24 protein-coding genes and 1 tRNA gene are annotated in these 25,672 nt (G+C 72.1%); 10 read left to right on the top strand and 15 right to left on the bottom strand.

Translation table 11 applies throughout. The features are described 5' to 3' along the window. Positions 1–6 precede the first annotated feature (6 nt). The 6 genes from STRCI_RS08835 to STRCI_RS08810 form a co-directional block, all read right to left on the bottom strand. Positions 7–1,029, bottom strand: a complete 1,023-nt coding sequence (locus STRCI_RS08835) for a phosphotransferase family protein (protein ID WP_269658297.1) — start codon at positions 1,027–1,029, stop codon at positions 7–9. Between the two features lie 154 nt (positions 1,030–1,183). Continuing rightward, positions 1,184–1,480 (bottom strand): hypothetical protein, encoded by a 297-nt coding sequence (locus STRCI_RS08830; RefSeq protein WP_269658295.1) that lies wholly within the window; start codon positions 1,478–1,480, stop codon positions 1,184–1,186. 137 nt (positions 1,481–1,617) lie between these two features. After that, the gene (locus tag STRCI_RS08825; protein WP_269658294.1) at positions 1,618–1,935 is read right to left on the bottom strand and encodes a DUF202 domain-containing protein; all 318 of its coding nucleotides are present in this window, start codon (positions 1,933–1,935) and stop codon (positions 1,618–1,620) included. After that, positions 1,932–2,324, bottom strand: a complete 393-nt coding sequence (locus STRCI_RS08820; RefSeq protein ID WP_269658293.1) for a YidH family protein — start codon at positions 2,322–2,324, stop codon at positions 1,932–1,934. The genes STRCI_RS08825 and STRCI_RS08820 overlap by 4 nt, the downstream gene beginning before the upstream one ends. Before the next feature lie 10 nt (positions 2,325–2,334). Beyond that, positions 2,335–2,859, bottom strand: coding sequence for an NUDIX hydrolase (locus STRCI_RS08815; protein WP_269658292.1), 525 nt, complete (start codon positions 2,857–2,859; stop codon positions 2,335–2,337). Between the two features lie 34 nt (positions 2,860–2,893). Next, on the bottom strand, positions 2,894–3,787 hold the full coding sequence (locus STRCI_RS08810) for a DMT family transporter (RefSeq protein ID WP_269658291.1): 894 nt from the start codon (positions 3,785–3,787) through the stop codon (positions 2,894–2,896). Positions 3,788–4,160: 373 nt separating this feature from the next. Between STRCI_RS08810 and STRCI_RS08805 the strand changes: the two genes are divergently transcribed. From STRCI_RS08805 to STRCI_RS08790, 4 genes are all read left to right on the top strand, one after another. Further along, complete coding sequence (locus STRCI_RS08805) at positions 4,161–5,111, top strand: hypothetical protein (RefSeq protein ID WP_269658290.1); 951 nt, start codon at positions 4,161–4,163, stop codon at positions 5,109–5,111. 70 nt (positions 5,112–5,181) lie between these two features. Further along, entirely contained in the window at positions 5,182–6,726 is a 1,545-nt protein-coding gene (locus STRCI_RS08800) for an APC family permease (protein ID WP_269658289.1), read from the top strand. A gap of 92 nt (positions 6,727–6,818) precedes the next feature. Beyond that, a complete protein-coding gene (locus STRCI_RS08795; protein WP_269658288.1) occupies positions 6,819–7,544 on the top strand; it encodes a molybdopterin-dependent oxidoreductase in 726 nt (241 codons plus the stop codon). Next, positions 7,528–8,148, top strand: coding sequence for a cytochrome b/b6 domain-containing protein (locus STRCI_RS08790; RefSeq protein WP_269658286.1), 621 nt, complete (start codon positions 7,528–7,530; stop codon positions 8,146–8,148). Before STRCI_RS08795 ends, STRCI_RS08790 begins: the two co-directional genes overlap by 17 nt. Before the next feature lie 66 nt (positions 8,149–8,214). Here STRCI_RS08790 and STRCI_RS08785 read toward each other — a convergent pair whose 3' ends face one another. Together STRCI_RS08785 and STRCI_RS08780 are read right to left on the bottom strand one after the other, a co-directional pair. Further along, positions 8,215–9,612 carry a GntP family permease gene (locus tag STRCI_RS08785; RefSeq protein ID WP_269658285.1) on the bottom strand — a complete coding sequence of 466 codons (1,398 nt, stop codon included), beginning with the start codon at positions 9,610–9,612 and terminating at the stop codon, positions 8,215–8,217. A gap of 47 nt (positions 9,613–9,659) precedes the next feature. Next, positions 9,660–10,187 carry a gluconokinase gene (locus tag STRCI_RS08780; RefSeq protein ID WP_269658284.1) on the bottom strand — a complete coding sequence of 176 codons (528 nt, stop codon included), beginning with the start codon at positions 10,185–10,187 and terminating at the stop codon, positions 9,660–9,662. A gap of 146 nt (positions 10,188–10,333) precedes the next feature. On the opposite strand from STRCI_RS08780, the gene STRCI_RS08775 reads away from it, so the two are divergent. Beyond that, on the top strand, positions 10,334–11,035 hold the full coding sequence (locus STRCI_RS08775) for a FadR/GntR family transcriptional regulator (RefSeq protein WP_269658283.1): 702 nt from the start codon (positions 10,334–10,336) through the stop codon (positions 11,033–11,035). Between the two features lie 28 nt (positions 11,036–11,063). On the opposite strand, the gene STRCI_RS08770 is transcribed toward STRCI_RS08775, so the two are convergent. The 4 genes from STRCI_RS08770 to STRCI_RS08755 form a co-directional block, all read right to left on the bottom strand. Continuing rightward, positions 11,064–11,429, bottom strand: coding sequence for a YchJ family protein (locus STRCI_RS08770; protein WP_269658282.1), 366 nt, complete (start codon positions 11,427–11,429; stop codon positions 11,064–11,066). Continuing rightward, positions 11,426–12,805: a M1 family metallopeptidase gene (locus STRCI_RS08765; protein WP_269658281.1), complete on the bottom strand. Its 1,380-nt coding sequence runs from the start codon at positions 12,803–12,805 to the stop codon at positions 11,426–11,428. The genes STRCI_RS08770 and STRCI_RS08765 overlap by 4 nt, the downstream gene beginning before the upstream one ends. A 68-nt stretch (positions 12,806–12,873) precedes the next feature. Then, positions 12,874–16,728 carry a Pls/PosA family non-ribosomal peptide synthetase gene (locus tag STRCI_RS08760; protein WP_269658280.1) on the bottom strand — a complete coding sequence of 1,285 codons (3,855 nt, stop codon included), beginning with the start codon at positions 16,726–16,728 and terminating at the stop codon, positions 12,874–12,876. A 360-nt stretch (positions 16,729–17,088) separates the two neighbouring features. Beyond that, a tRNA-Leu gene (locus STRCI_RS08755) sits at positions 17,089–17,176 on the bottom strand. Between the two features lie 187 nt (positions 17,177–17,363). Here STRCI_RS08755 and STRCI_RS08750 point away from each other — a divergent pair. The 3 genes from STRCI_RS08750 (at position 17,364) to STRCI_RS08740 (ending at position 20,059) form a co-directional block, all read left to right on the top strand. After that, positions 17,364–18,689 (top strand): M20/M25/M40 family metallo-hydrolase, encoded by a 1,326-nt coding sequence (locus STRCI_RS08750; RefSeq protein WP_269658279.1) that lies wholly within the window; start codon positions 17,364–17,366, stop codon positions 18,687–18,689. Positions 18,690–18,856: 167 nt separating this feature from the next. After that, positions 18,857–19,090: a chaplin ChpH gene (chpH, locus tag STRCI_RS08745; protein WP_269658278.1), complete on the top strand. Its 234-nt coding sequence runs from the start codon at positions 18,857–18,859 to the stop codon at positions 19,088–19,090. A gap of 117 nt (positions 19,091–19,207) precedes the next feature. Continuing rightward, entirely contained in the window at positions 19,208–20,059 is an 852-nt protein-coding gene (locus STRCI_RS08740) for a chaplin (RefSeq protein WP_269658277.1), read from the top strand. Between the two features lie 64 nt (positions 20,060–20,123). On the opposite strand, the gene STRCI_RS08735 is transcribed toward STRCI_RS08740, so the two are convergent. Next, positions 20,124–20,312: a DUF5703 family protein gene (locus STRCI_RS08735; protein ID WP_005485166.1), complete on the bottom strand. Its 189-nt coding sequence runs from the start codon at positions 20,310–20,312 to the stop codon at positions 20,124–20,126. Positions 20,313–20,359: 47 nt separating this feature from the next. Here STRCI_RS08735 and STRCI_RS08730 point away from each other — a divergent pair, with 47 nt between their 5' ends. Next, positions 20,360–21,028, top strand: coding sequence for a hypothetical protein (locus tag STRCI_RS08730; protein WP_269658276.1), 669 nt, complete (start codon positions 20,360–20,362; stop codon positions 21,026–21,028). Positions 21,029–21,143: 115 nt separating this feature from the next. Here the strand turns inward: STRCI_RS08730 and STRCI_RS08725 are convergent, their stop codons facing one another. Together STRCI_RS08725 and STRCI_RS08720 are read right to left on the bottom strand one after the other, a co-directional pair. After that, positions 21,144–23,318: a helix-hairpin-helix domain-containing protein gene (locus tag STRCI_RS08725; protein ID WP_269658275.1), complete on the bottom strand. Its 2,175-nt coding sequence runs from the start codon at positions 23,316–23,318 to the stop codon at positions 21,144–21,146. Continuing rightward, positions 23,315–24,301 carry an aldo/keto reductase gene (locus STRCI_RS08720; RefSeq protein ID WP_269658274.1) on the bottom strand — a complete coding sequence of 329 codons (987 nt, stop codon included), beginning with the start codon at positions 24,299–24,301 and terminating at the stop codon, positions 23,315–23,317. The genes STRCI_RS08725 and STRCI_RS08720 overlap by 4 nt, the downstream gene beginning before the upstream one ends. Positions 24,302–24,472: 171 nt before the next feature. Here STRCI_RS08720 and STRCI_RS08715 point away from each other — a divergent pair, with 171 nt between their 5' ends. Further along, the gene (locus STRCI_RS08715) at positions 24,473–25,528 is read left to right on the top strand and encodes an LLM class F420-dependent oxidoreductase (protein ID WP_269658273.1); all 1,056 of its coding nucleotides are present in this window, start codon (positions 24,473–24,475) and stop codon (positions 25,526–25,528) included. Positions 25,529–25,672 lie beyond the last annotated feature (144 nt).

The following is a 25,672-nucleotide window of genomic DNA, read 5'->3' as shown; positions in this document are numbered from 1 at the left end:
GTCCCGTCAGCCTTCCTGAAGAGTGGTCAGACCGTGCTCGATGAAGACCGGCACCAGCTCGCCGATGCGGTCGAAACCGCGTCCGACCGTCTGGCCCAGCGTGTAGCGGTAGTGGATGCCCTCCAGGATCACGGCGAGCTTGAACCAGGCGAACGCCGTGTACCAGGAGACCGCGGAGACGTCGCGCCCCGAGCGCGCGGCGTACCGTTCGATCAGTTCGGCCGGATCGGGGTGACCCGGCGCCTCGGCGGTGGTGGAGACGGGGGAGTGGGGCATCCCGAGCGGCAGGCTGTACATGACCAGCAGGCCGAGGTCGGTGAGCGGGTCGCCGAGGGTCGACATCTCCCAGTCGAGGACGGCCTTGATCTCGTCGTCGCTCCCGATCAGGACGTTGTCCAGCCGGTAGTCGCCGTGGATCACCGTCGGCGTGGGGGAGACCGGCAGCCGTCGGCCGAGGGTCGCGTGCAGTTCGTCGATGCCGGCCAGCTCACGGTTGCGGGAGGCGTCCAGCTGCTTGCCCCAGCGCCGCAGCTGGCGGTCCAGGAAGCCCTCCGGGCGGCCGAAGTCGGCCAGGCCCACCTCGGCGGGGTCGACCGCGTGCAGCTCGACGAGGGTGTCCACCAGCGACAGCACCGCCTGGCGGGTGCGCTCCGGGCCGAGCGGGACCAGCTGGTCGGCGGTGCGGTACGGGGTGCCCTCGACGAACTCCATCACGTAGAAGGGCGCCCCGAGCACCTCCTCGTCCTCGCACAGCAGCACCGGCTTCGGCACCGGCACCCGCGTCGGGTGCAGCGCGCTGATCACCCGGTGCTCGCGCTTCATGTCGTGCGCGGTGGCGAGGACATGGCCGAGCGGAGGCCGTCGTACGACCCAGCGGGCGGTGCCGTCGGAGACGGAGTAGGTGAGGTTCGACCGTCCACCCTCGATCAGCCGGCCGGTCAGCGGGCCGTGCACCAGTCCGGGGTGCTCACGGTCCAGCAGGGCGCGCAGCCGGTCGAGATCGAGTCCGGGCGGGTGGTCGGGGCTCATCGAAGCTCCTACGGGCAGGTGAACGGGACCCGACCAATGATGCCGACCGGTCGGTATGTCGTCCAGTGCGCGAGCCCAACGTGATCGGAGCCACGATAGGCCGACAGCTCCTCGCATGGGGAGTGAGGAGCTGTCGGGCGGGTTCTTCCGGCCGTCAGTGGTCGTCCCAGTGTCCGGCGTGGGCCGCGTGCCGGTGGCCGTCGTGCAGATAGTCGACGTGGTCCCCGTGCAGCACGCTCTCGTGTCCGCAGTCCTCGCCGTGCTGGTGGTCGTGGCCCTCGTGGGTGAGATGGCCCCCCGGTTCGCATTCGTCCCAGTGCCCGCCGTGCTCACGGTGCAGATGCCCGCCGTGCGCGTAGTCGACGTGGTCGCCGTGCGGCACCTCGGTGTGTCCGCAGTCGGGTCCGTGGGTGTGGGCGTGGGAGGCGTGTTCCGTGTGCAGGGTGGTCATGGTGCTCACCTTCGTCTTCGTCGGGCGGGGTGATGACGACGGACAGGCTGCCATGCGAATGGTACATATCCGGCGATTCACCCTCCGTGGCGCCCGCTGCCCCGTTGCCCCGCCGCCCCGCTGCCCCGCGGGACCGGCTAAAGAACCAGCACCGCCCCGCACACCGCAAGACCCACCGTGCACAGCACCGCCGCCGTCGCGTGCCGGGGCGCGAGGGCCCTCGGCTCCGGGCTCGCGGCCAGGGTGTGGATACGGCGGTTGGCGATCGCGAGGAAGCCCAGCCACAGCAGGCCGCACAGCGCGCACACGACGATCCGGGGCGCCGAGACCCCGGCGTGCAGCGCCGCCCGCCCGGCCAGCACCGCGGCCACGGTGCCTGCCAGCGTCGTACGGCGCCAGGCGAGCCGGGTCCGTTCGGGCTGGAGCCCGGGGTCCCGCACCGGCTCCGCGCTCACCCCTCCCACCCGACGAGCACGACCACGACCATCGCCAGGGCCACCACCGCGACCACCACGCTCAGCAGCGCAGGGAACCGGGAGACCGGCAGATCCTCGCCTCGGCGCATCGCCTGTTCGCACCGCACCCAGTGGTTGACCGCGCGCAGGGAACACAGCACGCCCGCCGCGAGCAGCGCGAGGGCGAGCCCGACCCGCCAGCCCCAGCGCAGGTCCGGCAGGAACTGGTCCACCGCGAAACCGCCGCCGATCAGCGCCAGCGCGGTGCGCAGCCAGGCCAGGAAGGTGCGCTCATTGGCCAGCGAGAACCGGTAGTCCGGCGTCCCGCCCTCCCGGCGGACCTCCTCGGGCGCGAACCACAGCCGGACGTTCCGTACGAATTCGATCACGCCCCGGACCCTACCGGGAGCCCTCAGCGGCCCGGTGCGCCCGGAGCCGGTGGTAGGCGTCGAGCCCGTCCGGCACCCACTCCCAGTCGGCGAGGCGGGCGACGACCTCCTCCTCCGGCAGGAAGGCGTGCCAGGCCACCTCCTCCACCTGCGGGCTGACCGGCAGCTCGCAGCGCACCTCGTACACGGCCGACCACCAGCTGTGCCCGGCGCCGTCCTCGTAGCGGAACTTGAAGAGGAACTCCGGCTGCGGCAGCCCCGAGACCCCGAGTTCCTCCTCGGCCTCCCGCAGGGCCGCCAGTTCGTAGGGCTCGCCCGCGCCGACGACGCCGCCGACGAACATGTCGTACAGCGACGGGAAGACCAGCTTGGTCGGGGTGCGGCGATGGACGAAGAGGCGGCCCTCGGCGTCCCGGGCCTGGATGAACACGCACCGGTGGCGCAGGCCCTCGGCGTAGACGCGCCCGCGCGGGGCCTGCCCGATGACCTGGTCGTTCTCGTCGACGATGTCGAGGATCTCGTCAGCTGCGCTCATGGGGCCCATCCAAGCAGGGCCCGGGCCCCGGGGGTCAGCTCGGCTGGAGCTTGCGCGCCGGTTCGCGGACCGGCGCGCCGCTCGGCATCGCCGGGTGCAGGCCGAGCAGGACGATGCCCACCACGATCGCGGCGAGCCCGGCGAACTCCCAGGCCAGGGCTCCGGCGTCGGTGCGCAGCCGGTCGCCGAGGAAGCCGACCCCGCAGGCGATCCCGGCCAGCGGCTGGGCCGCGGTCAGGGCGGGCAGCGACATCCGCAGCGACGCGGTCTCGAACGCGCTCTGCACCAGCACCAGACCGGTCACCCCGAGCGCCAGCACGGCGTACGGCTGCCAGCCGGTGAACACCTCGACCAGGCCGCCCTCGGCGAAGCGCTCGCCGGTGACCCGGGTGAGGGCGTCCTGGACGCCGTAGAGGAGACCGGCGGCGGTGGCGAGGAGCACCGGGCCCCCGCTCAGCCGGGAGCGCTTGGCGTAGCCGGTGAGGAACACGGCCGTGCCGACCATGACACCGATGATCAGCCACTGCCTGAACGGGTCGCTGAGTGCGCTGCCGCCGGTCGGCTCACCGGCCACGATGAACGCGGTCACCCCGCCCGCGAGCAGCAGCAGCCCGGTCCAGCCCTGGCGGCCGAGCGGCTGCCGGGTCTGGCGCCGGGACAGCGCCATGGCGAACAGCAGATTGGTCGCGAGCAGGGGTTCCACCAGGGACAGCTGTCCCTGGCCGAGCGCGATGGCGCCCAGCACCATGCCGGCCACCATCAGGCCGATACCGCCGAGCCAGCGCGGCACCTTCACCAGGTCCAGCAGGATCCTGGGGGAGAGAAAGTCGCTGAGGGGCGCCTTCTGGGCCGCGTTCTGCTGGAGGACGAATCCGAAGCCCAGGCAGCAGGCGGCGCACACGGCGAGTATCAGAACCTGAAGCGACACGCGACGTTCCTCGATCGTTGGGCCGGGGCTCGGGGTGCGTACTGCGTAAGGGCCGACTCTAGCGGCCCGGGGACCGGAGCGCCCCTGGGAGGTTTGGAGGGGCGATGGGCTTCACGCCATGGTCCGCGCCAGGTGAGGGAACCGCTATGACGAACGCCACAGGTACGGTCCAATCCCGGGCAAAAGCTCCTCCGAACTCTTCACAACTACCCCACCAGTCACACAAGTTGACGCGTGTAACGCGCCTGCGGCCCTTGACGTGAAGTGTTGGCTGGGGGTTGGCTGTGCGTGATCGCTCGATGGCAAACCGAATTCAACAGTAGACCCGCAGTGACTGAGCGAGCACAACGATCTGCGTGAGGATGTTCCCGAGGTGTCTCCACCCCCGCCACCCCTCGGTCGTGGCCGCAAGCGCGCGGCCCAGACCCTGGACGGTGCCCTCGACGATCTCGAACTCACCGCCGCCCGCGCGGCGTTGGCCCAGGGCCGGTGGCAGAGCGCCCGCTCGCTGCTCAATCGCACCGGCGACGACTGGGACTGCCGCGGACACCGGGTCGCCGTGCTCTCCCAGGAGCCCTACAGCGCCCCCTGGGCCCGGGAGTGGCTGCTCGCCGAACCCGAGTCCGCCGACGCCCGCGTCCTGCTGGCCCTCGCCCAGGTGCGGCGCGCCCTGCGCGGCAAGGAGAAGCCGGACCGGGCCCGCGACGCCTGCCATGCGGCCGCCGCGCACGCCCCGGCCGACCCCACCCCCTGGCTCGGCCTGCTCATGCTCACCCGCGGCACGGGCACCGAGGACGAGGCGCTGAAGCTCTTCGAGGAGGTCCGCCACCGGCACCCCGACCACCATCACGCCCACCATCTGATGGTCGCCCGGCTCGCCGAACGCCACGCCGCCGTCGGCCCGGACCCGCTGCACGAGGTCTACGACTTCGCCAACGGCGCCGCCGAGCGGGCCCCCGCGGACTCCCCGCTCGCGATCCTCCCGGTGATCGCGCACGCCGAGCGCTACCGGGTGCTGGCCGCCGCCGGACACGAGCCCCCCGACCCGGCCGCCTCCGGGCACTGGATCGGCCGCCGGGCCCGCCAGGTGATGAAGGCCGCCTTCGACTGGTGGCTGGAGTGGGAGCACGAGGGCCACCCCCGGCGCCTGGTGGACCTGAACTTCCTCGCCCACGCCAAGTACTGCGAGGGCCGCGGCGCCGAGGCCGCCGCCCTCTTCCACCGCATCGGCGAGCACGTCACCCCCGCGCCCTGGTCCTACCCGGACCGCGATCCCTACCCCGCCTTCCGTGCCGCCCGCGACAGCGCGCTCGGCACGGTGTGAAGCGCCACCCCCGAAGAAGACCCGAAGAAGACCCGAAGACCTCCGAACACCCCCGAAAGGACCACCCGCGATGACGACGGGCAGTTCGAGAACGAGCAGTCCCCCCGCCGACGGCGGCATCAGCACCTTCAAGGGCCAGGACCGCGCCCTGCGCGCCGACCGGCTCGGGACGACAGGGCTGCTGCTGTCGGTGCTGGCCGCGACGGCCCCCCTCATGGTCGTCGCGGGTGTCATGCCCACGACGTTCGGGGTGATGGGCATCGTCGGGCAGCCGCTGCTGTTCGTGATCCTCGGCGTCGTGCTCGCCCTCTTCAGCGTCGGGTACGCCGAGATGAGCCGGCACGTCCACAACGCCGGAGCCTTCTACGCCTACATCTCCCGCGGCCTCGGCGGCACCGCGGGCTCCGGCGCGGCCATGGTCGCCCTCGTCGCCTACAACGCCCTCCAGGTCGGCATCTACGGCATCTTCGGCTTCGAGGTCTCCGGCCTGTTCGCCACTTACCTGGAGATCGAACTCGCCTGGTGGATCCCGGCGCTGCTGGCCGTGCTGCTCACCGGCGCGCTCGGCTGGCTGAAGATCGACCTCAACGCGCGCGTGCTCGGCGTCCTGCTCCTCATCGAGGTGGCCCTCGTCGTCATCTTCGACGTGGCCGCCCTCGGCGACCCCGGCCCCGAGGGCCTGTCCCTGCACGCCTTCAACCCGGACACCCTCAGCGGCGCCGGCATCGGCACCGCCCTGTGCTTCTGCGTCGCCGCCTTCCTCGGCTTCGAGCAGGCACCCGTCTACGCCGAGGAGACCAGCCGCCCGCACGTCCTCGTGCCCCGCGTGATGTTCCTGGCCATCGGCGGCATCGCCGTCTTCTACACCGTCACCTGCTGGGCGATCACCGTCGCCACCGGCCCCGACGCCGTCGTCGGCACCGCCCAGGAACAGAGCGCCGGACTGCTGTTCTTCCTCACCGAGGGACTGCTCGGGGAGACCTTCACCGACGTCCTGCACGTGCTCTTCGTGACCGGCATGTTCGCCGCGATGGTCAGCTTCCACAACGTCGTCGCCCGCTACGCCTTCGCCATGGGCCGCGAGGGCCTGCTGCCCTCCGCCTTCGGCCGCACCACCAGCGCCAGCGGCGCCCCCGGCACCGGCTCGCTGCTCCAGACCGGCATCGCCCTGGTCGTCGTGGCCGCCTTCGCGCTCGCCGACGACAAGCCCACCGGCGACCCGACCGCGCCGGTGCTGCACCTGTTCACCTGGATGGGCAACGTCGGCGCGCTCGGCGTCGCGCTGCTGATGTCCATCGCCTCGGTGTCCGTGGTGGCCTTCTTCGTCCGCCGGGGCGCCGCGGGCACCCAGTTCTGGCGGCTGTCCGCCGCCGGGCTCGCCACCGTCGCGCCGCTGTTCATCGTCGTCTACACGGTGAAGGACTTCGACGTCCTCGTGGGCTCGGGACCGGGCTCCTCGCTCAACTGGATCCTGCCCGGCATCATCGCCCTCGCCCTGGTCATCGGCCTGGTCCAGGGACTCGTCCTGCGCGCCCGCAACCCCGAGGCGCACGCCCGCATCGGCCTCGGCAACGAAGCCTTCCAGCTGGAGAAGGCGGCGGAGACCGAGCACTGAGGTCCGCGGGGACCGAGCACCGGGATTACGGAAATCTGACGGGCACCCGCAGCCCCTGGCCCATCCCGGGTCGCGGGTGCTCGAATGAATGGGTGAACTCCGAACATCCCGAGGAACGCGGGACGCCGGTCGGCCGCCGTATCTTCCTCGGCACCCTGGGCCTCGGCGCCCTCGGCGTGGCCACCGCGCCCGTGCTCCAGCGGGGCCTTGAGTCCTTCCTCGCCGGGGCCGCCGAGAAGGACCCCACCGGACTGACCGGCCTGCTCCCCAACGGCGGCGGCTTCCGCTACTACTCGGTCGCCTCCTCGGTGCCGCGCAAGAACGCGGAGAACTACCGCCTCACCATCGACGGCCTGGTCGAGCGCCCGATGTCGTACACCCTCGCCGAGCTGCGCGCCCTGCCCCAGACCCGCATGGTCCGCGACGTCCAGTGCGTCACCGGCTGGCGGGTCCCCGACACCCCCTTCGAGGGCGTGCGCCTGTCCCGGCTCCTGGACGCCGCGGGAGTGCGCCCCTCGGCCGGGGCGGTGCGCTTCACCTGCTTCGATGGCGTCTACACCGAGAGCCTCACCCTCGACCAGGCCCGCCGCTCCGACGTCCTGGTGGCCCTGCGCATGCAGGACAAGGACCTCGGCCACAGCCACGGCGGCCCGGCCCGCCTCTACGTGGCCCCCATGTACTTCTACAAGTCCGCCAAGTGGCTCTCGGGCATCACCGTCACCGAGGACGTCCGCCCGGGCTACTGGGAGGAGCGCGGCTACGACGTGGACGCCTGGGTCGGCCGTTCGAACGGACGCGACGATGAGCCTACGAGCTGACGCCCCGCCCGCCACGAGGCTCCGCCGCTTCGGCCGGGCGACGAGGTGGGTCCACCGCACGACGGCCGCGCTGATGCTCACCTGCGTGGCGACCGCCGCCTGCCTCTACGTCCCCCAGCTCGCCGAACTCGTCGGGCGGCGCGAGCTGATGGTCCGCATCCACGAATGGGCGGGCCTCGCCCTGCCCGTCCCGCTCCTCGCCGGTCTCGCCTCCCGCGCCCTGCGCGCCGACCTCGGTCACCTCAACCGCTTCGGCCCGCACGACCGGCGCTGGCTGCGCGCGGCCCGGCGCCGTGACCGGAGCCCGGGGGCCCGGCCCGCCGCGAAGTTCAACGCGGGCCAGAAGATCTACGCGGCCTGGATCGCGGGCGCCACGCTGGTCATGCTCGGCACCGGCCTGCTGATGTGGTTCACCCACCTCACCCCGCTGGTGTGGCGCACCAGCGCGACCTTCGTCCACGACTGGCTGGCCCTGACCATCGGCATCGTCCTGGCGGGACACATCGGCATGGCCCTGGCCGACCCGGAGGCCCGCCGCGGCATGCGCACGGGGTCGGTGAGCCGGGAGTGGGCGGAGCGCGAGCATCCGCTGTGGCGGCCCTGAGCACAAGAGGGCCCGCCCTCTCCTCGGTGTCGAGGAGAGGGCGGGCCCAGTGGGGTCGTACGGCCGCTACAGGAACAAGGACAACAGGAGCACCACGCCGCCCGCGACCACCGAGATGATCGTCTCCATCACCGACCAGGTCTTGATGGTCTGTCCGACGCTCAGCCCGAAGTACTCCTTCACCAGCCAGAAGCCGGCGTCGTTGACATGGCTGAAGAAGAGCGAGCCGGCGCCGATGGCGAGGACCAGCAGAGCCGTCTCCGTGGTGGACATGCCCGCCGCGAGCGGCGCGACCAGGCCCGCCGCCGAGACCGTCGCCACCGTCGCCGAACCGGTGGCGAGCCGGATCGCGACCGCGATCAGCCAGGCCAGCAGCAGCGCCGGTATCGACCAGTCCTCGGAGATCTCCAGGATCATCTGACCCACACCGGAGTCGATCAGCGTCTGCTTGAAGCCACCGCCCGCACCGACGATCAGCAGGATGCCGGCGATCGGCGCGAGGCCCTTCTCCACCAGACCGGAGACCCGCTCCTTGCCGAACCCGGCGGGGCGCAGCAGCGTGAAGATACCGACCAGCACGGACGCGAGCAGGGCGATCAGCGGGGAGCCGATGACGTCGAAGACGCGCTGCGTGGCGTTCTCGGGGTCGTCGATGATGATGTCGACGAGCGCCTTGGAGAGCATCAGCACGACCGGCAGCATGATCGTGGCCAGCGTGGCGCCGAAGCTGGGGCGCCGCTCCAGCGTCTCGGAGGCGCGCTGCGGGATCATCTTGTCCGGCGCCTGGACGTCCACCCAGCGGGCGGCGTACCGGGAGAACAGCGGACCGGCGATGATCACCGTCGGGATGGCGACCAGGACACCGAGCGCCAGCGTGACACCCAGGTTGGCCTGCACCGCGTCGATCGCGACCAGCGGACCGGGGTGCGGCGGGACCAGGCCGTGCATCACCGACAGACCGGCGAGCGCCGGGATGCCGATCCGCATCAGCGAGTAGTTGCCGCGCTTGGCGACCATCAGCACGACCGGGATCAGCAGCACCACGCCGACCTCGAAGAACAGCGGCAGACCGATCACCGAGGCGATCAGCACCATCGCCCACGGCATCGAGCGGCCGCTCGCCTTGGCGAGGATCGTGTCGACGACCTCGTCCGCGCCGCCGGAGTCGGCGAGCATCTTGCCGAGGATCGCGCCTAGGGCGATCAGCACACCGACACCGGCCACGGTGGCGCCCAGGCCGGTGGTGAAGCTGGCTATGGCCTTGTCCAGCGGCGCCCCGGCGAACGCGCCCAGCGCCAGCGACCCGATGGTCAGCGACAGGAAGGCGTGGAGCTTGAACTTGGTGATCAGCAGGACGATGACGGCGATGCCCAGCAGGACGGCGATGCCCAACTGGGCATGACCGGCCGAGGTGATGGGCTCGACGGGGTCCGCTGCCAGCAGCTCGACATTGAGTCTGGTCACGGGATTTCCTTGCGGTTACAGGGGTGGGGAGGGGAGTGCGTGGGGGGCTACGGCGTCGGGGCCGACGGCGTGTCGAGGGCGTCCAGCGCGGCGATGGCGCGTGCGGTGATCTCCTCGGGGCCGCCCGAGACGTCCACCGCGACGCCCGCCTCGTCCGCCTGAAGCGGCTGGAGCGTGGCGAACTGGGAGTCCAGCAGGGCCGTCGGCATGAAGTGGCCCTGCCGCTGCCGCATCCGGTTCGCGATCAGCTCGCGGTCGCCCGCGAGATGCACGAAGACCACTCCGGGAGCTGCGGCCCGGAGCCGGTCGCGGTACGACCGCTTCAGCGCGGAGCTGCTCACCACCCCACCCAGCCCGGTCCGCCCGTGGGCCCAGGCGCCGATGGCGTCGAGCCAGGGCCACCTGTCCTCGTCGTCGAGCGGGGTGCCCGCCGACATCTTGGCGATGTTGGCCTGCGGGTGGAAGTCGTCGCCCTCGGCGTAGGGGACACCGAGCCGGGCGGCGAGCAGGGGACCGATCGTGGTCTTGCCCGTTCCGGCAACGCCCATCACGACGACGACGTGGGGGGTACGCATCACTGCCTCGCTGTCTTCCTCGACAAACGACGTCGACTGCTGACGTCGGCCGGGATACTGAAACTCATTAGGTACGACGAATTCAAGAGTGCGTGACAAATAAGTCTGACTTTTTGTTCTCGTGGCCTCCCCCGTAGGCTGTGGGGATGAGCACAACGGGCCGGGGGCTGCACGGCCATGTACTGGAAACCCTCGGTCCCGCGATCACCGCGGGCGAGTATCCGCCCGGCAGTGTGTTGCGCACCGACGAGCTGGCCCAGCAGTTCGACGTCTCACGCTCCGTGATGCGCGAGGCGGTGCGCGTCCTGGAGTCCATGTATCTGGTGGAGTCCCGCCGCCGCGTGGGCGTGACGGTCCGCCCGAAGTCCGAGTGGAACGTCTACGACCCCCAGGTCATCCGCTGGCGCCTGGCCGGTGCCGACCGCCCGCACCAGCTGCGCTCGCTGACCGTGCTGCGCTCGGCGATCGAGCCGGCCGCCGCGGCCCTCGCCGCGAAGCACGCCTCCGCCGAACAGTGCGCCGAACTCACCGAGTGCGCCCTCGGCATGGTGTCCAACTCCCGGGGCCACCAGCTGGAGGGCTACCTCTTCCACGACATCGCCTTCCACCGGGTCATCCTCAACGCCTCCGGCAACGAGATGTTCGCCCGGCTCGGCGATGTCGTCGCCGAGGTCCTCGCCGGCCGCACCCATCACGAGGTCATGTTCGAGGACCCCGACCCCGCCGCCGTCACCCTGCACGTCCAGGTCGCGGAGGCGGTCCGGGCCCGCGACGCCGCCCGCGCCGAGCACCTGGTCCGCGAGATCACCGTCGGTGCCCTTCAGGAGCTGGACATCCTCGCGCCCTGAAACCGGCGCGCGGGCGGGCCGAGGCCGCTCAGTCCAGGAACTCCCCGTCCACGTACACCCACGCCCCGTCCACCCGCTCGAACCGGCTCCGCTCATGCAGCGAACCGCCCCGGAAGGACGCCCGGAACGTCACGGTCCCGGTGGCGTGGAACGCGCTCCCGGCCTCCGTGCCGAGGATCTCCAGACCCGTCCACCGCATCCCGGGGTCGAGGTCGAGCCGGGCCGGCCGGGTCCGCGGATGCCAGGTCCGCAGCAGATACGGCACGTCGCCCTTCACGAAGGCGCTGTACCGGGACCGCATCAGCGCCTCGGCGGTGGGTGCCGCCGTACCGGAGTGGTAGCGGCCGCAGCACTTCTCGTACGGCTCGGACAGGCCGCAGGGGCAGGCGCTCACGCGGACGCTCCCGCGCTCGGCGGATACGGCGGCTTCACCGGCAACGCCGTCACCTGGCTCGGCAGCGGCGGCAGCGAAGTGCGGAACACCCACGCCTCGAACAGCTCGTCCAGCGGCTCGCTCGCGAACCGGGCCGCGTGCGCGCTGAACGTCGCGGTGCTCACCGCCCCGCCCCGGTGCAGCGCCGCCCAGCCGCGCAGCATCCGGAAAAAGGCATCGTCGCCCAGCGCGCAGCGCAGCGCGTGCACGGTCAGCCCGCCGCGTTCGTAGAGGCGATCGTCGAACATGAGCTTGCGGCCCGGGTCGGCCAGCTTCAGCACCTGCGGCTGAGCGGCGACCAACCGGTGGGCGGAGGCGGCGAGTTGCTGCGCCGTCCGGCCGCCGGACCGCTCCGACCACAGCCACTCCGCGTACTTGGCGAGCCCCTCGTTCAGCCAGATGTGCCGCCAGTCGGCGATCGAGACGCTGTTGCCGAACCACTGATGCGCCAGCTCGTGCGCGATCAGCCGCTCCGAACCCCGCGCCCCGTCCACATGGTTGGCGCCGAACAGCGACAACCCCTGTGCCTCGACGGGCACATCGAGCTCCTCCTCGGTCACCACGACCGCGTACTCGTCGAACGGGTACGGCCCGAACAGCTCCTGGAACAGCTCCATCATCTGCGGCTGGCGCGCGAAGTCCCGCGAGAACTGCGGCAGCAGATGCGCCGGGATGTGCCCGTGCTGCGGCACCCCGCCGGGACCGGGGTCGCCCAGCAGCACGGTCTGGTACTTGCCGATCGACAGCCCGACCAGATAGCTGGACGTCGGCGCGGACTGCTCGTACACCCAGGTCGTCGTCGACGCCTTCGTCGTACGCGTCAGCAGCCGGCCGCCCGCGACCACCGAGTACGCCGACGGCGTGGTGATCGAGATCTGGTACGACGCCTTGTCCGCCGGACGGTCGTTGCACGGGTACCAGGACGGCGCCCCGACCGGCTGGCTCGCCACCAGCGCCCCGTCCTCCAGCTCCTCCCAGCCGAGCCCGCCCCACGGGCTGTTCACCGGCTTGGGGTTGCCCGACCAGTGCACCTCGACCGTGAAGGCGGCCCCCGGCCGGATCGCCTTGGCGGGCTTCACCCGCAGCCGCCCGCCGCGATGCGAGTAGTGCGGCTGCCGCCCGTCCACCCGCACCCGGCCGATCTTGAAGTCCGCGAGGTTCAACTGGAACTCGGCGAGCGGCGACCGGCCCGCTATGGCGTTGATCCGCGCCGTCCCCGACAGCCGGTTCGGCCCCGGCCGGTAGTCCAGCGCGAGCTCGTACCGGTGCACCCGGTAACGGGAATCACCGTGATCGGGGAAGTACGGATCCGCACCCACGGACTGCTGAACGGCCACTGCTGTGTCTGCTCCCTGCGCTGTGCTCGTACGACGTGCCTCGTCCTCTCCCGACGTCGTACGACCGCTCAGCGCCGCCATGCCTCGATCGGGTTGCCCAGCCAGCGCGTGTCGTCGGGGACCGACTCCGCGGCCATCACCAGCGACGCGGGACCCAGCGTGGTGCGGGCCCCGACCGTGCTGCCGGGCAGGACGATTCCGCCAGGACCCAGCGTCGCGCCCTCACGGAGGACCACAGTATCCGTCCGCAAGATCCGGTCGTGGAAGAGGTGCGTCTGGAGCACACAGCCACGGTTCACCGTCGCCGCGTCCTCCAGGGTCACCAGATCCGTCTCCGGCAGCCAGTAACTCTCCACCCACACGCCCTCGCCGATCCGTGCGCCGAGCCCGCGCAGCCACGCCGTCATCAGCGGCGTGCCCGGCACGGATCCGGCCAGCCACGGCACGGCCAGCACCTCCACGAAGGTGTCGGCCAGCTCGTTGCGCCACACGAACCCGCTCCACAGCGGATGCTCCCCGCTGCGGTGCCGCCCCACGAGTGCCCACTTGGCGAGGATCGAGACCAGCCCCGCGAGCACGCCCGCCGCGAGCAGCGCCAGCCCGCCCAGCAACCAGGCCCAGCCGCCCAGCACGCACAGCGCGGCCACCGTCAGCACGGCCACCGCCGCCGAGCAGAACACCGGCACGATCCGGCACAGCTCCACCAGACCCCGCGCCCACAGCAGCCGGGCCGGCGGGTCGTACGTCCGGCTCCGGTCGCCGTCGCTCGCGCTGCGCGGCAGCTTCACCGGCGGCAGACCCAGATACGAGGTGCCCTTCTTGGCCTTCTTCGGCGTCGCCGACAGCACCCCCACCAGTCCGTCGTCCGGCACGCTCCGCCCCGGCGCGGTCATCCCCGAGTTGCCGAGGAACGCCCGCCGCCCGATCTCCGCGCGCCCGATCCGCACCCAGCCCCCGCCCAGCTCGTACGGCGCGGTCAGGGTGTCGTCGGCCAGGAAGGCACCCTCACCGACCGTGGTCAGGCTCGGCAGCGCCAGCACCGTGGACACCTCGGCGCCCTTGCCGATCCGCATCCCGAGCAGCCGCAGCCACAGCGGTGTGACCAGACCGGCGTACAGCGGGAACAGCGTCTCGCGGGCGTTGTCCATCAGCTGTGTGACCGTCCAGGCCTGCCAGCCGACCCGGCTGTGCGTGGCGTACGTGCCCTCGGCGAGCCCCAGGCTGAGCAGCCGCACGGCGACCAGGATCAGCAGCGCGTAGGCCAGACCGAAGGCCAACGTCGCCGGGACCAGCGCGAGCGCGGCCCCCTGCAGGGGAGCGTCGGCGTCGACCAGCGGGTACGCCACGGCCAGCGCCGCCGCCCCGGCCAGCACCGGAAGCGCGCTGAGCGCGAGCCCGCTCACGCCGTACATGCCCCGCCAGAAGGTGCCCCGGACCGGCCGCTCCTTCGGCCAGTTCCGCTTCGCCTTGCCCAGCTTCACCGCGGGCGCCCCCGCCCAGCGCTGCCCGGTGGGAATCTGCCCGGTCACCGCCGAGCCCGGCGCCACCTCGGCCCGCTTGCCGACCTTGGCGCCCGGGAAGAGCATGCTGCGGGTGCCGACGACGGCGTGCGCGCCCACCTTGACCGGTCCGATCACCAGCCGGTCACCGTCCAGCCAGTACCCCGACAGATCCACCTCGGACTCGACGGCCGCGCCCCGGCCGAGCCGCAGCATGCCGGTGACCGGCGGCAGCGAGTGCAGATCGACGTCCTGCCCCACCTTCGCGCCCAGCGCCCGCGCGTACCGCTCCAGCCAGGACCCGGTCAGCGAGGCCGCCCCGCTGAACTCCGCGAGCCGCTCGGCCGTCCACAGCCGCAGATGCACGCTCCCACCGCGCGGGTACCGGCCCGGCCGCACCCCGCGCAACAGCAGCCGGGCGCCGCCCGCGGCGATCCCGAGCCGCCCCGGCGGGCTGAACAGCACCAGCGCCCCGGCCACGAGCAGCCACCAGGGCGCGGTCGGCAGCCAGGCGTACGCGGGCAGGACGTTGCCCAGCGCGGCCAGCGGCACCATCCAGCGCAGCCCCAGCAGCGTGAACAGCGGCACCAGCGCCAGCACCTGGACCGCCTGCGCGCGCCTCGGTACCGGTGCCACCGTCCGCTGAGCGCCGTCGTCCTGCGCGGACTCCTCCAGATGCCGCGCCAGCTTCCGCAGGGTCGGCTGCTGGTAGATGTCGAGGACGGCCGCACTGGGGTAGCGCGTGCGCAGCTTCGTGGTGAGCTGGGCGGCGGCCAGACTGCCGCCGCCGATCGCGAAGAAGTCGTCGCGGGCGCCGGTCACCGGGATGCCCAGGACCTCCGTCCACTGCTCGGCGAGCCACGCCTCGGTGCCGTAGAGCTGCTCGGCCCTGCCGCCCGTCTCCACGCCCTCCAGCGGCCACGGCAGCGCGCCCCGGTCCACCTTGCCGCTGGTCCGGGTCGGCAGGTCCGCCACGGGCGCCAGCAGCGGCACCAGCGCCGCGGGCAGCTCGGCGCGCAGCTTCTCCACGGCCACCGCCTGGTCCCAGCCGTCCTGGGTGACGACGTACCCGACGAGGAGCTGGTTGCCGCTGCGGGCGGTGCGCACGGCGGCCGCGGCGCCCGCGACCCCGGGCAGCGCCTGGAGCGCCGCGTCCACCTCGCCCAGCTCGATCCGCCGCCCGCCGAGCTTGATCTGCTCATCGGCCCGCCCGAGGAAGATCAGCCCCTCCGGCTCCGCCTTGACCAGGTCACCGCTGCGGTACGCCCGCTCCCAGCCCAAGGACTCCAGGGGCGCGTACTTCTCCGCGTCCTTCTCGGCGTCCAGGTACCGGGCCAGCCCGACCCCGCCGATCACCAGCTGACCGCTGGCGCCCATCGCCACCGGCTCCCCGGCCTCGTCGACGACGGCCAGCTCCCAGCCGTTCAGCGGCAGCCCGATCCGGATCGGCTCCGCGCCGCTCATCAGCGAGGCACAGGCCACCACGGTCGCCTCGGTCGGCCCGTAGGTGTTCCAGACCTCACGGCCCTCGGTCACCAGACGCTGCGCCAGCTCCGGCGGGCAGGCCTCACCGCCGAAGATCAGCAGCCGTACGTCGTTGAGGGTCTCCGGCTCCCACAGCGCGGCCAGCGTGGGCACGGTCGAGACGACCGTGATCTCCTGCTCCACCAGCCACGGCCCGAGATCGGCGCCGCTCCGGACCTGCGACCGGGGCACCGGCACCAGACAGGCGCCGTACCGCCAGGCCAGCCACATCTCCTCGCAGGACGCGTCGAAGGCCACCGACAGCCCGGCCATGACCCGGTCACCGGGCCCGATCGGGTCCTCGGTGAGGAACAGCGCGGCCTCGGCGTCCACGAACGCGGCGGCGCTCTCGTGACTGACCGCTACGCCCTTGGGCTTACCGGTGGAACCGGAGGTGAAGATGATCCAGGCGTCGTGCTCCACACCGGGCCGCCCGGCGGGGACATCGGCCCTGCTGTGCGTGGTGATCTCGTGCCCGGCCCCGATGACGGCCCGGACGTCCGCCTCCCCGAACACCAGCTCGGCCCGCTCGTCGGGGTCCTCCGCGTCGACCGGCACATAGGCGGCACCGGCCGCGAGCACGGCCAGGACGGCGACGTAGAGGTCATTGGTCCCGGACGGCACCCGCACGCCCACCCGGTCCCCGAGTCCGACCCCCGCGTCCGCGAGCAGCCGCCGCACCCGGGCCACCTCGACGGCCAGCGCCCGGTAGGTCAGCCGGGTCGTGCCGTCGTCCAGGGCGAACTCGTCCGGGTACGACCGTACGGCAGCGTCGAGGATGTCGACGAGGGTGCGGGGAGAGGCCGCCGGGCCTCCGGAGAAGCGTGCCGTATCACCGAATCGCTCGCGGATCTCTTCGTCGAGCAGACCGAGAGCACTGCTCTCGTGTATGGCTGCCATCGGGTCCTCGCGTCTCGATCCCGGAAGCCTCCGGGGCGCTGGCGGGCCCGCAGGTCTGCCTGGGGTTGTCCGTCTCCAGCTCCGTAACAAGCCGGAAATTTTAGTACGACGCTAGGCGCGACCCCTTCGTACTGCCACTCGGGATGGATCTTCCGGGCCGTCCGGGTGCCGTGAGTACGGCGGTGACCTGCTGTTTTGCGCGGGCGCGAGAGATGCCCCACACAGAGCGCCGGTTCGACTCCGGAGCGTGTCAACGGGCGTACCGCCTGATGAACGTCAGCGCCGGACGGGGGGAGCGTGCCGTGAAACGCGAAGTGCCGGTCGGGATCGCTCCCGGCCGGCACTCGACGGTGTAACCACTGGTGTCCGAGGGGGGACTTGAACCCCCACGCCCGATAAAGGGCACTAGCACCTCAAGCTAGCGCGTCTGCCATTCCGCCACCCGGACAAGGTGTCTGTCGTGCGGGGTTTCCCCCGCGGCGACAGAGGAAACATTACCAGGCTTTCGGAGGTGGCCGATCACCCCCTGTTCCGGCGTGAACCGCGTGTGACGGGGCAGGGGCGGTCTTGGGTCCGGACCGGTCCCAGGAGGAGGATGTGGGGGACCACCAGCAGTGACAGCGGGAGGAAGCAGCGTGAGCGGGACCGACACGGCCAAGGGCGTCACCGGCGAGGACGAGGTCGTGGACCTCTGCCGCGAGCTGATCCAGATCGACACGAGCAACTACGGCGACCACTCCGGTCCCGGGGAGCGCAAGGCCGCCGAGTACGTGGCCGAGAAGCTCGCCGAAGTCGGCCTGGAGCCGCGGATCATCGAGTCGCACCAGGGGCGCGCCTCCACCGTGGCCCGCATCGAGGGCGAGGACCCCTCCCGGCCCGCGCTCCTCATCCACGGCCACACCGACGTCGTCCCGGCCAACGCCGCCGACTGGACCCACCACCCCTTCTCCGGCGAGATCGCGGACGGCTGTGTGTGGGGACGCGGGGCCGTCGACATGAAGGACATGGACGCGATGACGCTGGCCGTCGTGCGCGACCGGCTGCGCAGCGGCCGCAAGCCGCCGCGGGACATCGTCCTCGCGTTCCTCGCCGACGAGGAGGCGGGCGGCACCTACGGCGCCAAGTACCTGGTCCGGAAGCACCCGGAGCTCTTCGAGGGGGTCACCGAGGCGATCGGCGAGGTCGGCGGCTTCTCCTTCACCGTCAACGAGAAGCTGCGGCTGTACCTGGTGGAGACCGCCCAGAAGGGCATGCACTGGATGCGGCTCACCGTCGACGGCACCGCCGGCCACGGCTCGATGACCAACGACGACAACGCCATCACCGAGCTGTGCGAGGCCGTCGGCCGGCTCGGGCGGCACAAGTGGCCGGTCCGGGTCACCAAGACCGTGCGGTCCTTCCTCGACGAGCTCTCCGACGCGCTCGGCACCGAACTCGACCCCGAGAACATGGACGAGACGCTCGCCAAGCTCGGCGGCATCGCCAAGATGGTCGGCGCGACCCTGAAGAACTCGGCGGCGCCCACCATGCTCGGTGCCGGCTACAAGGTCAACGTCATCCCCGGCCAGGCCACCGCGCACGTCGACGGCCGCTTCCTGCCCGGCTACGAGGAGGAGTTCCTCGCCGACCTCGACCGGCTGCTCGGCCCGCGCGTGCGGCGCGAGGACGTGCACGCCGACAAGGCGCTGGAGACCGACTTCGACGGCCGGCTCGTCGACGCCATGCAGACCGCGCTGAGCGCCGAGGACCCGATCGCGCGCGCCGTGCCGTACATGCTCTCCGGCGGCACCGACGCCAAGTCCTTCGATGACCTCGGCATCCGCTGCTTCGGCTTCGCGCCGCTTCAGCTGCCGCCGGAGCTGGACTTCGCGGGCATGTTCCACGGGGTCGACGAGCGGGTGCCCGTGGACGGTCTCAAGTTCGGTGTGCGGGTGCTCGACCGGTTCCTCGACGCGTCCTGAAGTCGTCCCGAATTGGTCCACTGAAACGAAACTTCACTAATCGGCCGCCCGTGCGGAATTGACTGAGAAGAGTGAATGCGACGATAAGCTCGTAGCTCCATTACTCCCTCCTCGTTACTGCTGATGCGATCCGCTACTTGGGATCGCATTGCCAACAAGGAGGAATAATGATCAAGAAGATCGTCGCCGCTGCGGCTGCCACCGGTGGTCTGGTTCTCGCGGGTGCCGGCCTGGCCGTCGCCGACTCCGGTGCCCAGGGTGCCGCCGTGCACTCCCCGGGTGTCCTGTCCGGCAACGTGGTCCAGGTTCCTGTGCACATCCCGGTGAACGTGTGCGGCAACACGATCTCCGTGATCGGGCTGCTGAACCCCGCCTTCGGCAACACCTGCGTGAACAAGTGACGCTGCCTTTCTGAGGTTTCGTTCCACGCCGTCGGTCCCGGAGCGCGTGCCATGCGCTCCGGGACCGACCGGTCTTTTCGTGTGGGTCAGTTGTGGGGGAAGGCAGGGAATTCAGCAATGCGACAGGTCACCCGCAAGGGCCTGATGACCGTGGCGGCCGCGACCGGCGTGATCGCCGCCGCGGGAGGGGCCGCCCAGGCCGACTCCGGCGCGAGCGGATCCAGCTCGAACTCGCCCGGAGTGCTGTCGGGCAACACGGTCCAGGCGCCGGTGCACGCGCCGGTCAACGCCTGCGGCAACACGGTCGACGTCGTCGGGGTGCTCAACCCGGCGGTCGGCAACACGTGCGTCAATCACTCGGTGCGCTCCGGGGGCGCCGGGGCTTCCGGAGGCTCCGGGAGCTCTGGGGGCGCGCACTCCGGCGGGTACGCCTCGGACTCGCCCGGTGTGGCATCCGGCAACCATGTCCAGGTGCCCGTCCATGCGCCGGTCAATGTCTGCGGCAACAGCGTCAATGTTGTCGGGGTGGGCAATGGGGCCACCGGCAATGACTGCGGGAACGGAGGCGGATCCGGGGACGACGGCGACGGGTACGGGAATCCTCCGGGGGCGCCGGAACAGCCCGGCAGTCCGGGAGGGCCGGAGCACCCGGGCGGTCCCGGCGGCCCGGAGCACCCGGGCGACTCCGGGAGCCATCCGGGTAACCCGAACAACCCGAGTGATCGCGACAATCCGGACGGCACGTCTCGTCCCGGAACCCCGGGCACCCCGTCCACCTCGGGCGATGTGACACCCGACGGCACCCCGCGGGCCGACCTGCCGGGAGCCGGGTCCGTCACCGAGCCCGACGGTCTCGGCCGGCTCGCCGCCACCGGCAGTGAGCTTCCGCTGGGCCTCGTCCTCCCCGCGGGCGCGGGGGCGCTGCTGGCGGGCGCGGTGCTGTACCGCAAGGCGCGGGCCTCGGCCTGAGACACCGCGTACAACGGAGCGGGCCCCGCCGTGGTGGCGGGGCCCGCTCCGTCTTTGTCTGCTTTCACCAAGTGGCGCGCACCTGGCGGATGATCCTGCGGCGCAGCCGCACCCTGCGGCTTCCGTCGCGCAGCAGGCTCAGTCGGTCCAACTCCCAGTGTCCGTACTCGGCATGGTCCGTCAGCAGGCGTGTGGCGTCCTTGCGGGAAACCCCGCGCGGTACATACACGTCGACAAATTCGTATTCCGGCATCGCATCTATTGTGCGGGCTGGGGCCCGGTACGGATAGCGTCTGCACTATGTCTGATGCTGCGCAGCCCACCGCTGCCGAGGTACGCGCCGCCGCCGAGGCGGTCAAGACCGCGCTCGACCGCCATCTCGCCGCGGTCGAACGCCGGTCGGGGGAGGACGACCCGGCCGTCTACGAGGCGTTCAACCAGCTGGCCACGGCCGCCGAGGCGTACGACGAGCTGCTCTACGACCGCTACGACGAGGTCACACCCTTCGAGATCCCCGGCACCGACGACGGCCTGCCGCCGTACGCGGGTCCCGAGGAGCCGAACGCGGTGAGCGTGCTGATCCGGCGCGACTACGCCGTGGTGGAACCGCAGCGGCTGCTGGCGCAGGCGGAGCGGGTCGAGGCCGCGGACTACGACACGGACGGGGAGGCGTCGGGCACGGTCCACGGCGCGCTGGGCATTCTGTTCGGCGAGTTCGAGCCGGACGAGATCGCCTCCCGGCACAAGGAGTTCGGCCTGGAGGAGGGCGACTCCACGCTGTGGGTGACCGCCGCCGACGAACCGGCCGACCCCGGCGACTGGCTGGAGGCGCCGTTCGAGCAGATCGATCCGCAGCGGGTGGTCTGCCGCTTCGACGTCAGCGCGGTCTTCGACGACGAGCTGGACGCGGAGGACGTGGCGGAGGACGACGAGGACGAGGATCTGGAGCCGCTGGACGCGGAACGCTAGCGCTGGGCTCGGGCGACGGCGCTCACGGAGTTCTCCGTGAGCGCCGTCGCCTTTTGCACGGTTGCGCCGTCGTGCGCGGGTTTCGTTGTGGCTGGTCGCGCAGTTCCCCGGGCCCCTAGGCGGGTTGGCCCGGCTGCGGGATCAGCAGTGCTGGGAGGCGGGTCGTCCTGGGCTTGGCCGGGACCTCGGCCACGGCCCGGGGCAGCGCCTGCTCCACGCCGTGCACCACGGACAGATGCCGCTCCGCCCGGCCGAACGCCGTGTACACCCACGGCCGGCTGAGCGCCCCCGCCGCGTCACCGGGCAGCACGACCACGGCCGCGGGCCAGCGTCCGCCGACGGCCTGATGCGCGGTGAGCGCCCACCCGTGCCGCACGCACTGCTCCACCCGCTCCTTCGGTACGACGACGGCCTCGCCCGCACAGGACAGGTGCAGCCCGTCGGCGTCGGCCTTCACGACCCGGCCCGGCAGCGTACGGCCAGGTGCGGGGGAGTAGGCGATCCGGTCCCCGGGGTCGAAGCCGGCGAAGCGGCCGGGGCCGGGATTGAGCCGTTCCTTCAGCGCCGCGTTGAGCGCACGGGTACCGGCCGCACCGCCGTGTCCCGGCGTGATGACCTGGGTGTCCTCGGGCCGCACCCCGATCGCGCGCGGCACCGAGTCGGCGACGAGCTGCACGGTCCGGTGCACGGCCTCGCCCGCGTCCCGCACCGGCACGATCACGACCTCCTTGCCGGGCGCCTCGACCTGGTTCAGCTCACCGATGCCGATGCCGGAGATCAGCTCGCCGATGGGTCCGGGATCCGGCCGCCGGGACGCGACCTGCGGACAGACCCGGGCCGCCAGCAGATCCGCGAACACCCGCCCGGCCCCCGCCGACCACAGCACCCCAGGATCCCCGGCCAGCACCAGCCGCGCCCCGTCCGCCAGCGACTCCACGACCAGAGCGGCCGCCTCGACGTCCAGCTGCGGTGCGTCGACCACGACCAGCAGATCGAGATCCAGCGCCCCGTCCACGTCCCGCCCCGGCCCTTCGGCACCGGAGAGCAGGCCGGCGAGGGTGACGGTTCCGATGCCGGACAGCGGACCGGTCGGCGGGCTGTCGCCCGCGTCCACCTCCAGGAGCTTCGCGAAGTCGCTCCGGCCCAGCGGGCTGTGGGCCGCGGCCCAGGCGCGCAGGCCCATGCCGTGCGCCGCGCGCAGCAGTGCCGCCGGTTCGGCAAGCGAAGCCGCGCCGCCGGTGTGCAGGACCAGGGCGTGCCCGGCGACCGCGCGGATCAGCTCGCCCGCGGAACCCCCGGCCGAGGCGGCGGCCTCGTCCCAGGCGCCCGCCGAACCGTCCTGCTTGGGCACGGAGTTGATCAGTCGCCCCAGACCGTCGGCGAGGCTCTCCTCCGCGAGGGCGTACCGCTCGAGCCCGACGAGCACCCGGACGGGCCGCTCCTCACCCTCCTCGCCCCCTGCGTCGCCCGCCGCCGGAGCGTCATCCAGCGCGTCCTGGAAGGCCAGCGCCTCGCCCTCCGCGAGCGTGTGCTCGACGGCGGCGTCCGCGTCGGGCACCCCCTGGCGGGCCAGCGCGGCGGTGAGCGTCGGCAGTTCCAGCGCCGTATGCCCCGCCACGGCCGCCTGTTCCAGCAGCCAGACGGTCAGCGCCCGGCCCCGCCGCTCGTCGTCCGGACCGCACTCGGCGCCCAGCAGCGCCCGCGCGAACCCGTCGGCCTGCTCCGGCCGTACCCCGCCGACCCGCAGCAACTGCCAGGGATCCGCCCGCAACTGTTCGTCCGCGCCCTCACCGAGCGCGGCGGCGACCTGGGGCGCCAGCGTGCCCGGGGCGCCGCCCTCGGCCAGTACCTGCGCCACACCCGCCACGGCCTCGGCCGCGGGCGCCGCCGGTGCCTCGGCCACCACGGGCTGCGCCCGGCGCCCCGGCTCTTGGGCGGACCGCCGGGGTGCGGGCTCGGGCTCGGCGAAGACGGTGGCCGCGGGCTTGGCGCCGCCCTCCACGGCCCGTACGGCGGCCAGCAGATCCGCGGCCGTCCCGCTGAGCTTGCCCCCGGCCTCGACCGGCCCCGCCTTCTCGGCCTTCCGCCGCGCGATCCGCTCCCGCTCGACCCGCTGCGCCGCCAGCTCGGCCCCGGCCTCGGACAACTGAGCGCCCTCACCGGAAGCGCCGCCCTCGGCCCCCTGGGCGCCCTCGGACGCGGGGCCCTCGTCACCCTCGGACGCGCCCGGTGCCCCCGGTTCGGGGTTCCCCGTGATCTCCGGCTCCGTGGTCTCGGGCTCCGTGCTCACAGCGTGCTCCAGTCGTGATCGGGATAGCGGTGCACGGGCGCCGACACATCGTCGAGCGCCCGGCAGATCTCGTCAGGAAGACTAAGGGCCTCCACTGACAATGCCGCCGTGAGCTGCTGCGCGTTGCGCGCGCCGATGATGGGCGCGGTCACCCCCGGCCGGTCGCGCACCCAGGCGAGGGCCACCTGGAGCGGGGTCACCGCGAGTCCGTCCGCCGCGGTCTGCACCGCGTCCACGATCCGGCTCGCGGTGTCGTCGAGATACGGCGCGACGAAGGGCGCCAAGTGCTCGGACGCGCCCCGGGAGTCGGGTGGCGCAGCGGCGGCCCGGTACTTGCCGGTGAGCACGCCCCGCCCGAGCGGTGAGGACGGCAGCAGCCCGATGCCGAGGTCCAGCGCGGCGGGCAGCACCTCGCGCTCCACGCCCCGCTGGAGCAGCGAGTACTCCAGCTGCGTACTGGCCAGCCGGGTCCGTATGCCCGGCGCCGCCAGCTGCCAGGTCGCGGCCTTGGCGAGCTGCCAGCCGCAGAAGTTGGAGACGCCCGCGTACCGCGCCCGGCCGCTGCTGACCGCGATGTCGAGGGCCTGGAGGGTCTCCTCCAGCGGGGTGTCCGGGTCGAAGGCGTGGATGTGCCACAGGTCGACGTACTCGGTGCCGAGCCGGGCCAGCGAGGCGTCCAGGGCGGCGAGCAGATGCCCCCGGGAGCCGTCGAACCGGCGGTCCGGGTCGGGCACGCTGCCCGCCTTGGTCGAGATGACCAGGTCCCGGCGCGGCACCAGCCCTTCCATGAGCTGCCCGAGCAGATACTCGGCCTCCCCGTCGCCGTACACGTCCGCCGTGTCGATGAGCGTCCCGCCGGCTTCCCAGAACGTCTTCAAGAGGTCCGCGGCGTCGTGCTCGTCGGTGTCCCTGCCCCAGGTGAGGGTGCCGAGTCCGATACGGGACACACGAAGGCCGGTCCGGCCGAGATGCCTCTGCTCCATGAACGCCGAGATTACTGGCCAGAGCCTTCCGCGTGGGTGCCTGTGGATAACCAGTTTCCCGGTCAACGAAATGAGCGCTCGCGCCGCACCCCGCCACCCTCCCCGCCAGGGCCGTCACCGCGCTAAGGTCTCGGGAACAGGGACGTTACTGATCAGTAAGGGGAATCGGCCATGCAGCTCGGGATCAACCTCGGCTACTGGGGTGCCGGAATGGACGGCGACAACCTCGCCGTCGCCCAGGAGGCCGACCGCCTCGGCTACGCCGTCTGCTGGGCCGCCGAGGCCTACGGCTCGGACGCCGCCACCGTGCTCAGCTGGGTCGCCGCCAAGACCGAGCGCATCGACGTCGGCTCGGCCATCTTCCAGATCCCGGCCCGCCAGCCGGCGATGACCGCGATGACCGCCGCCACCCTCGACTCCCTCTCCGGCGGCCGCTTCCGCCTCGGCCTCGGCGTCTCCGGACCGCAGGTCTCCGAGGGCTGGTACGGCGTCAAGTTCGACAAGCCGCTCTCCCGCACCCGCGAGTACGTCGAGATCGTCCGCAAGGCGATGAGCCGCGAGCGCCTCAGTCACGACGGTGAGCACTGGACGCTGCCGCTGCCCGGCGGCCCCGGCAAGCCCATCAAGCTCACCGTGCACCCCACCCGCGAGCACATCCCGCTGTACATCGCCGCGATCGGCCCGAAGAACCTCGAACAGACCGGCGAGATCGCCGACGGCGCGCTGCTGATCTTCCCCTCCGCCGAGCACCTGGAGGACACGGCGATCAAGTACCTGCGCGCGGGCCGGGAGAAGGCCGGCAAGACCCTCGACGGATTCGACGTCTGCCCCACCGTGCCGCTCGCCCTGGGCGACGACAAGGACGTGACGGCACTCGCCGACACCTTCCGCCCCTACACCGCCCTGTACGTCGGCGGCATGGGCAGCCGCAAGCAGAACTTCTACAACCAGCTCGCCCAGCGCATGGGGTACGAGAAGGAAGCCGCGGAGATCCAGGACAAGTACCTCTCCGGCGACAAGCAGGGCGCCGCCGCGGCCGTACCGCACGACCTGATCGACTCCACCACCCTGCTCGGTTCCGTGGACCGGATCGCCGACCGGATGAAGGCCTACGCGGCGGCCGGGGTCACCAGCCTCACGCTCGCCCCCGCGGGCTTCACCCTCGACGAGCGCCTCGCCTCGCTGCGGGCCGGCACCGAGGCCCTGGAGCGGGCCGGACTCGCGTAACCACCGGAAGAAGTTTCCGCGGCCGTGGTGGGGGCTCGGGGGTCTTCCCCGCCACGGCCGTCACGCAGAACAACGCGCCCACGCCCGTGCGGTTACGCCCCCGTCGTGACACCGCCGGTCCTCCTTTTGGCGGAGTTGTCCGAC

Origin of the sequence: Streptomyces cinnabarinus (assembly GCF_027270315.1) — a bacterium.
GTDB lineage: Bacteria > Actinomycetota > Actinomycetes > Streptomycetales > Streptomycetaceae > Streptomyces > Streptomyces cinnabarinus.
The sequence above is the reverse complement of the archived record's forward strand: the minus strand, read 5'-3'. Positions and strand labels throughout refer to the sequence as shown.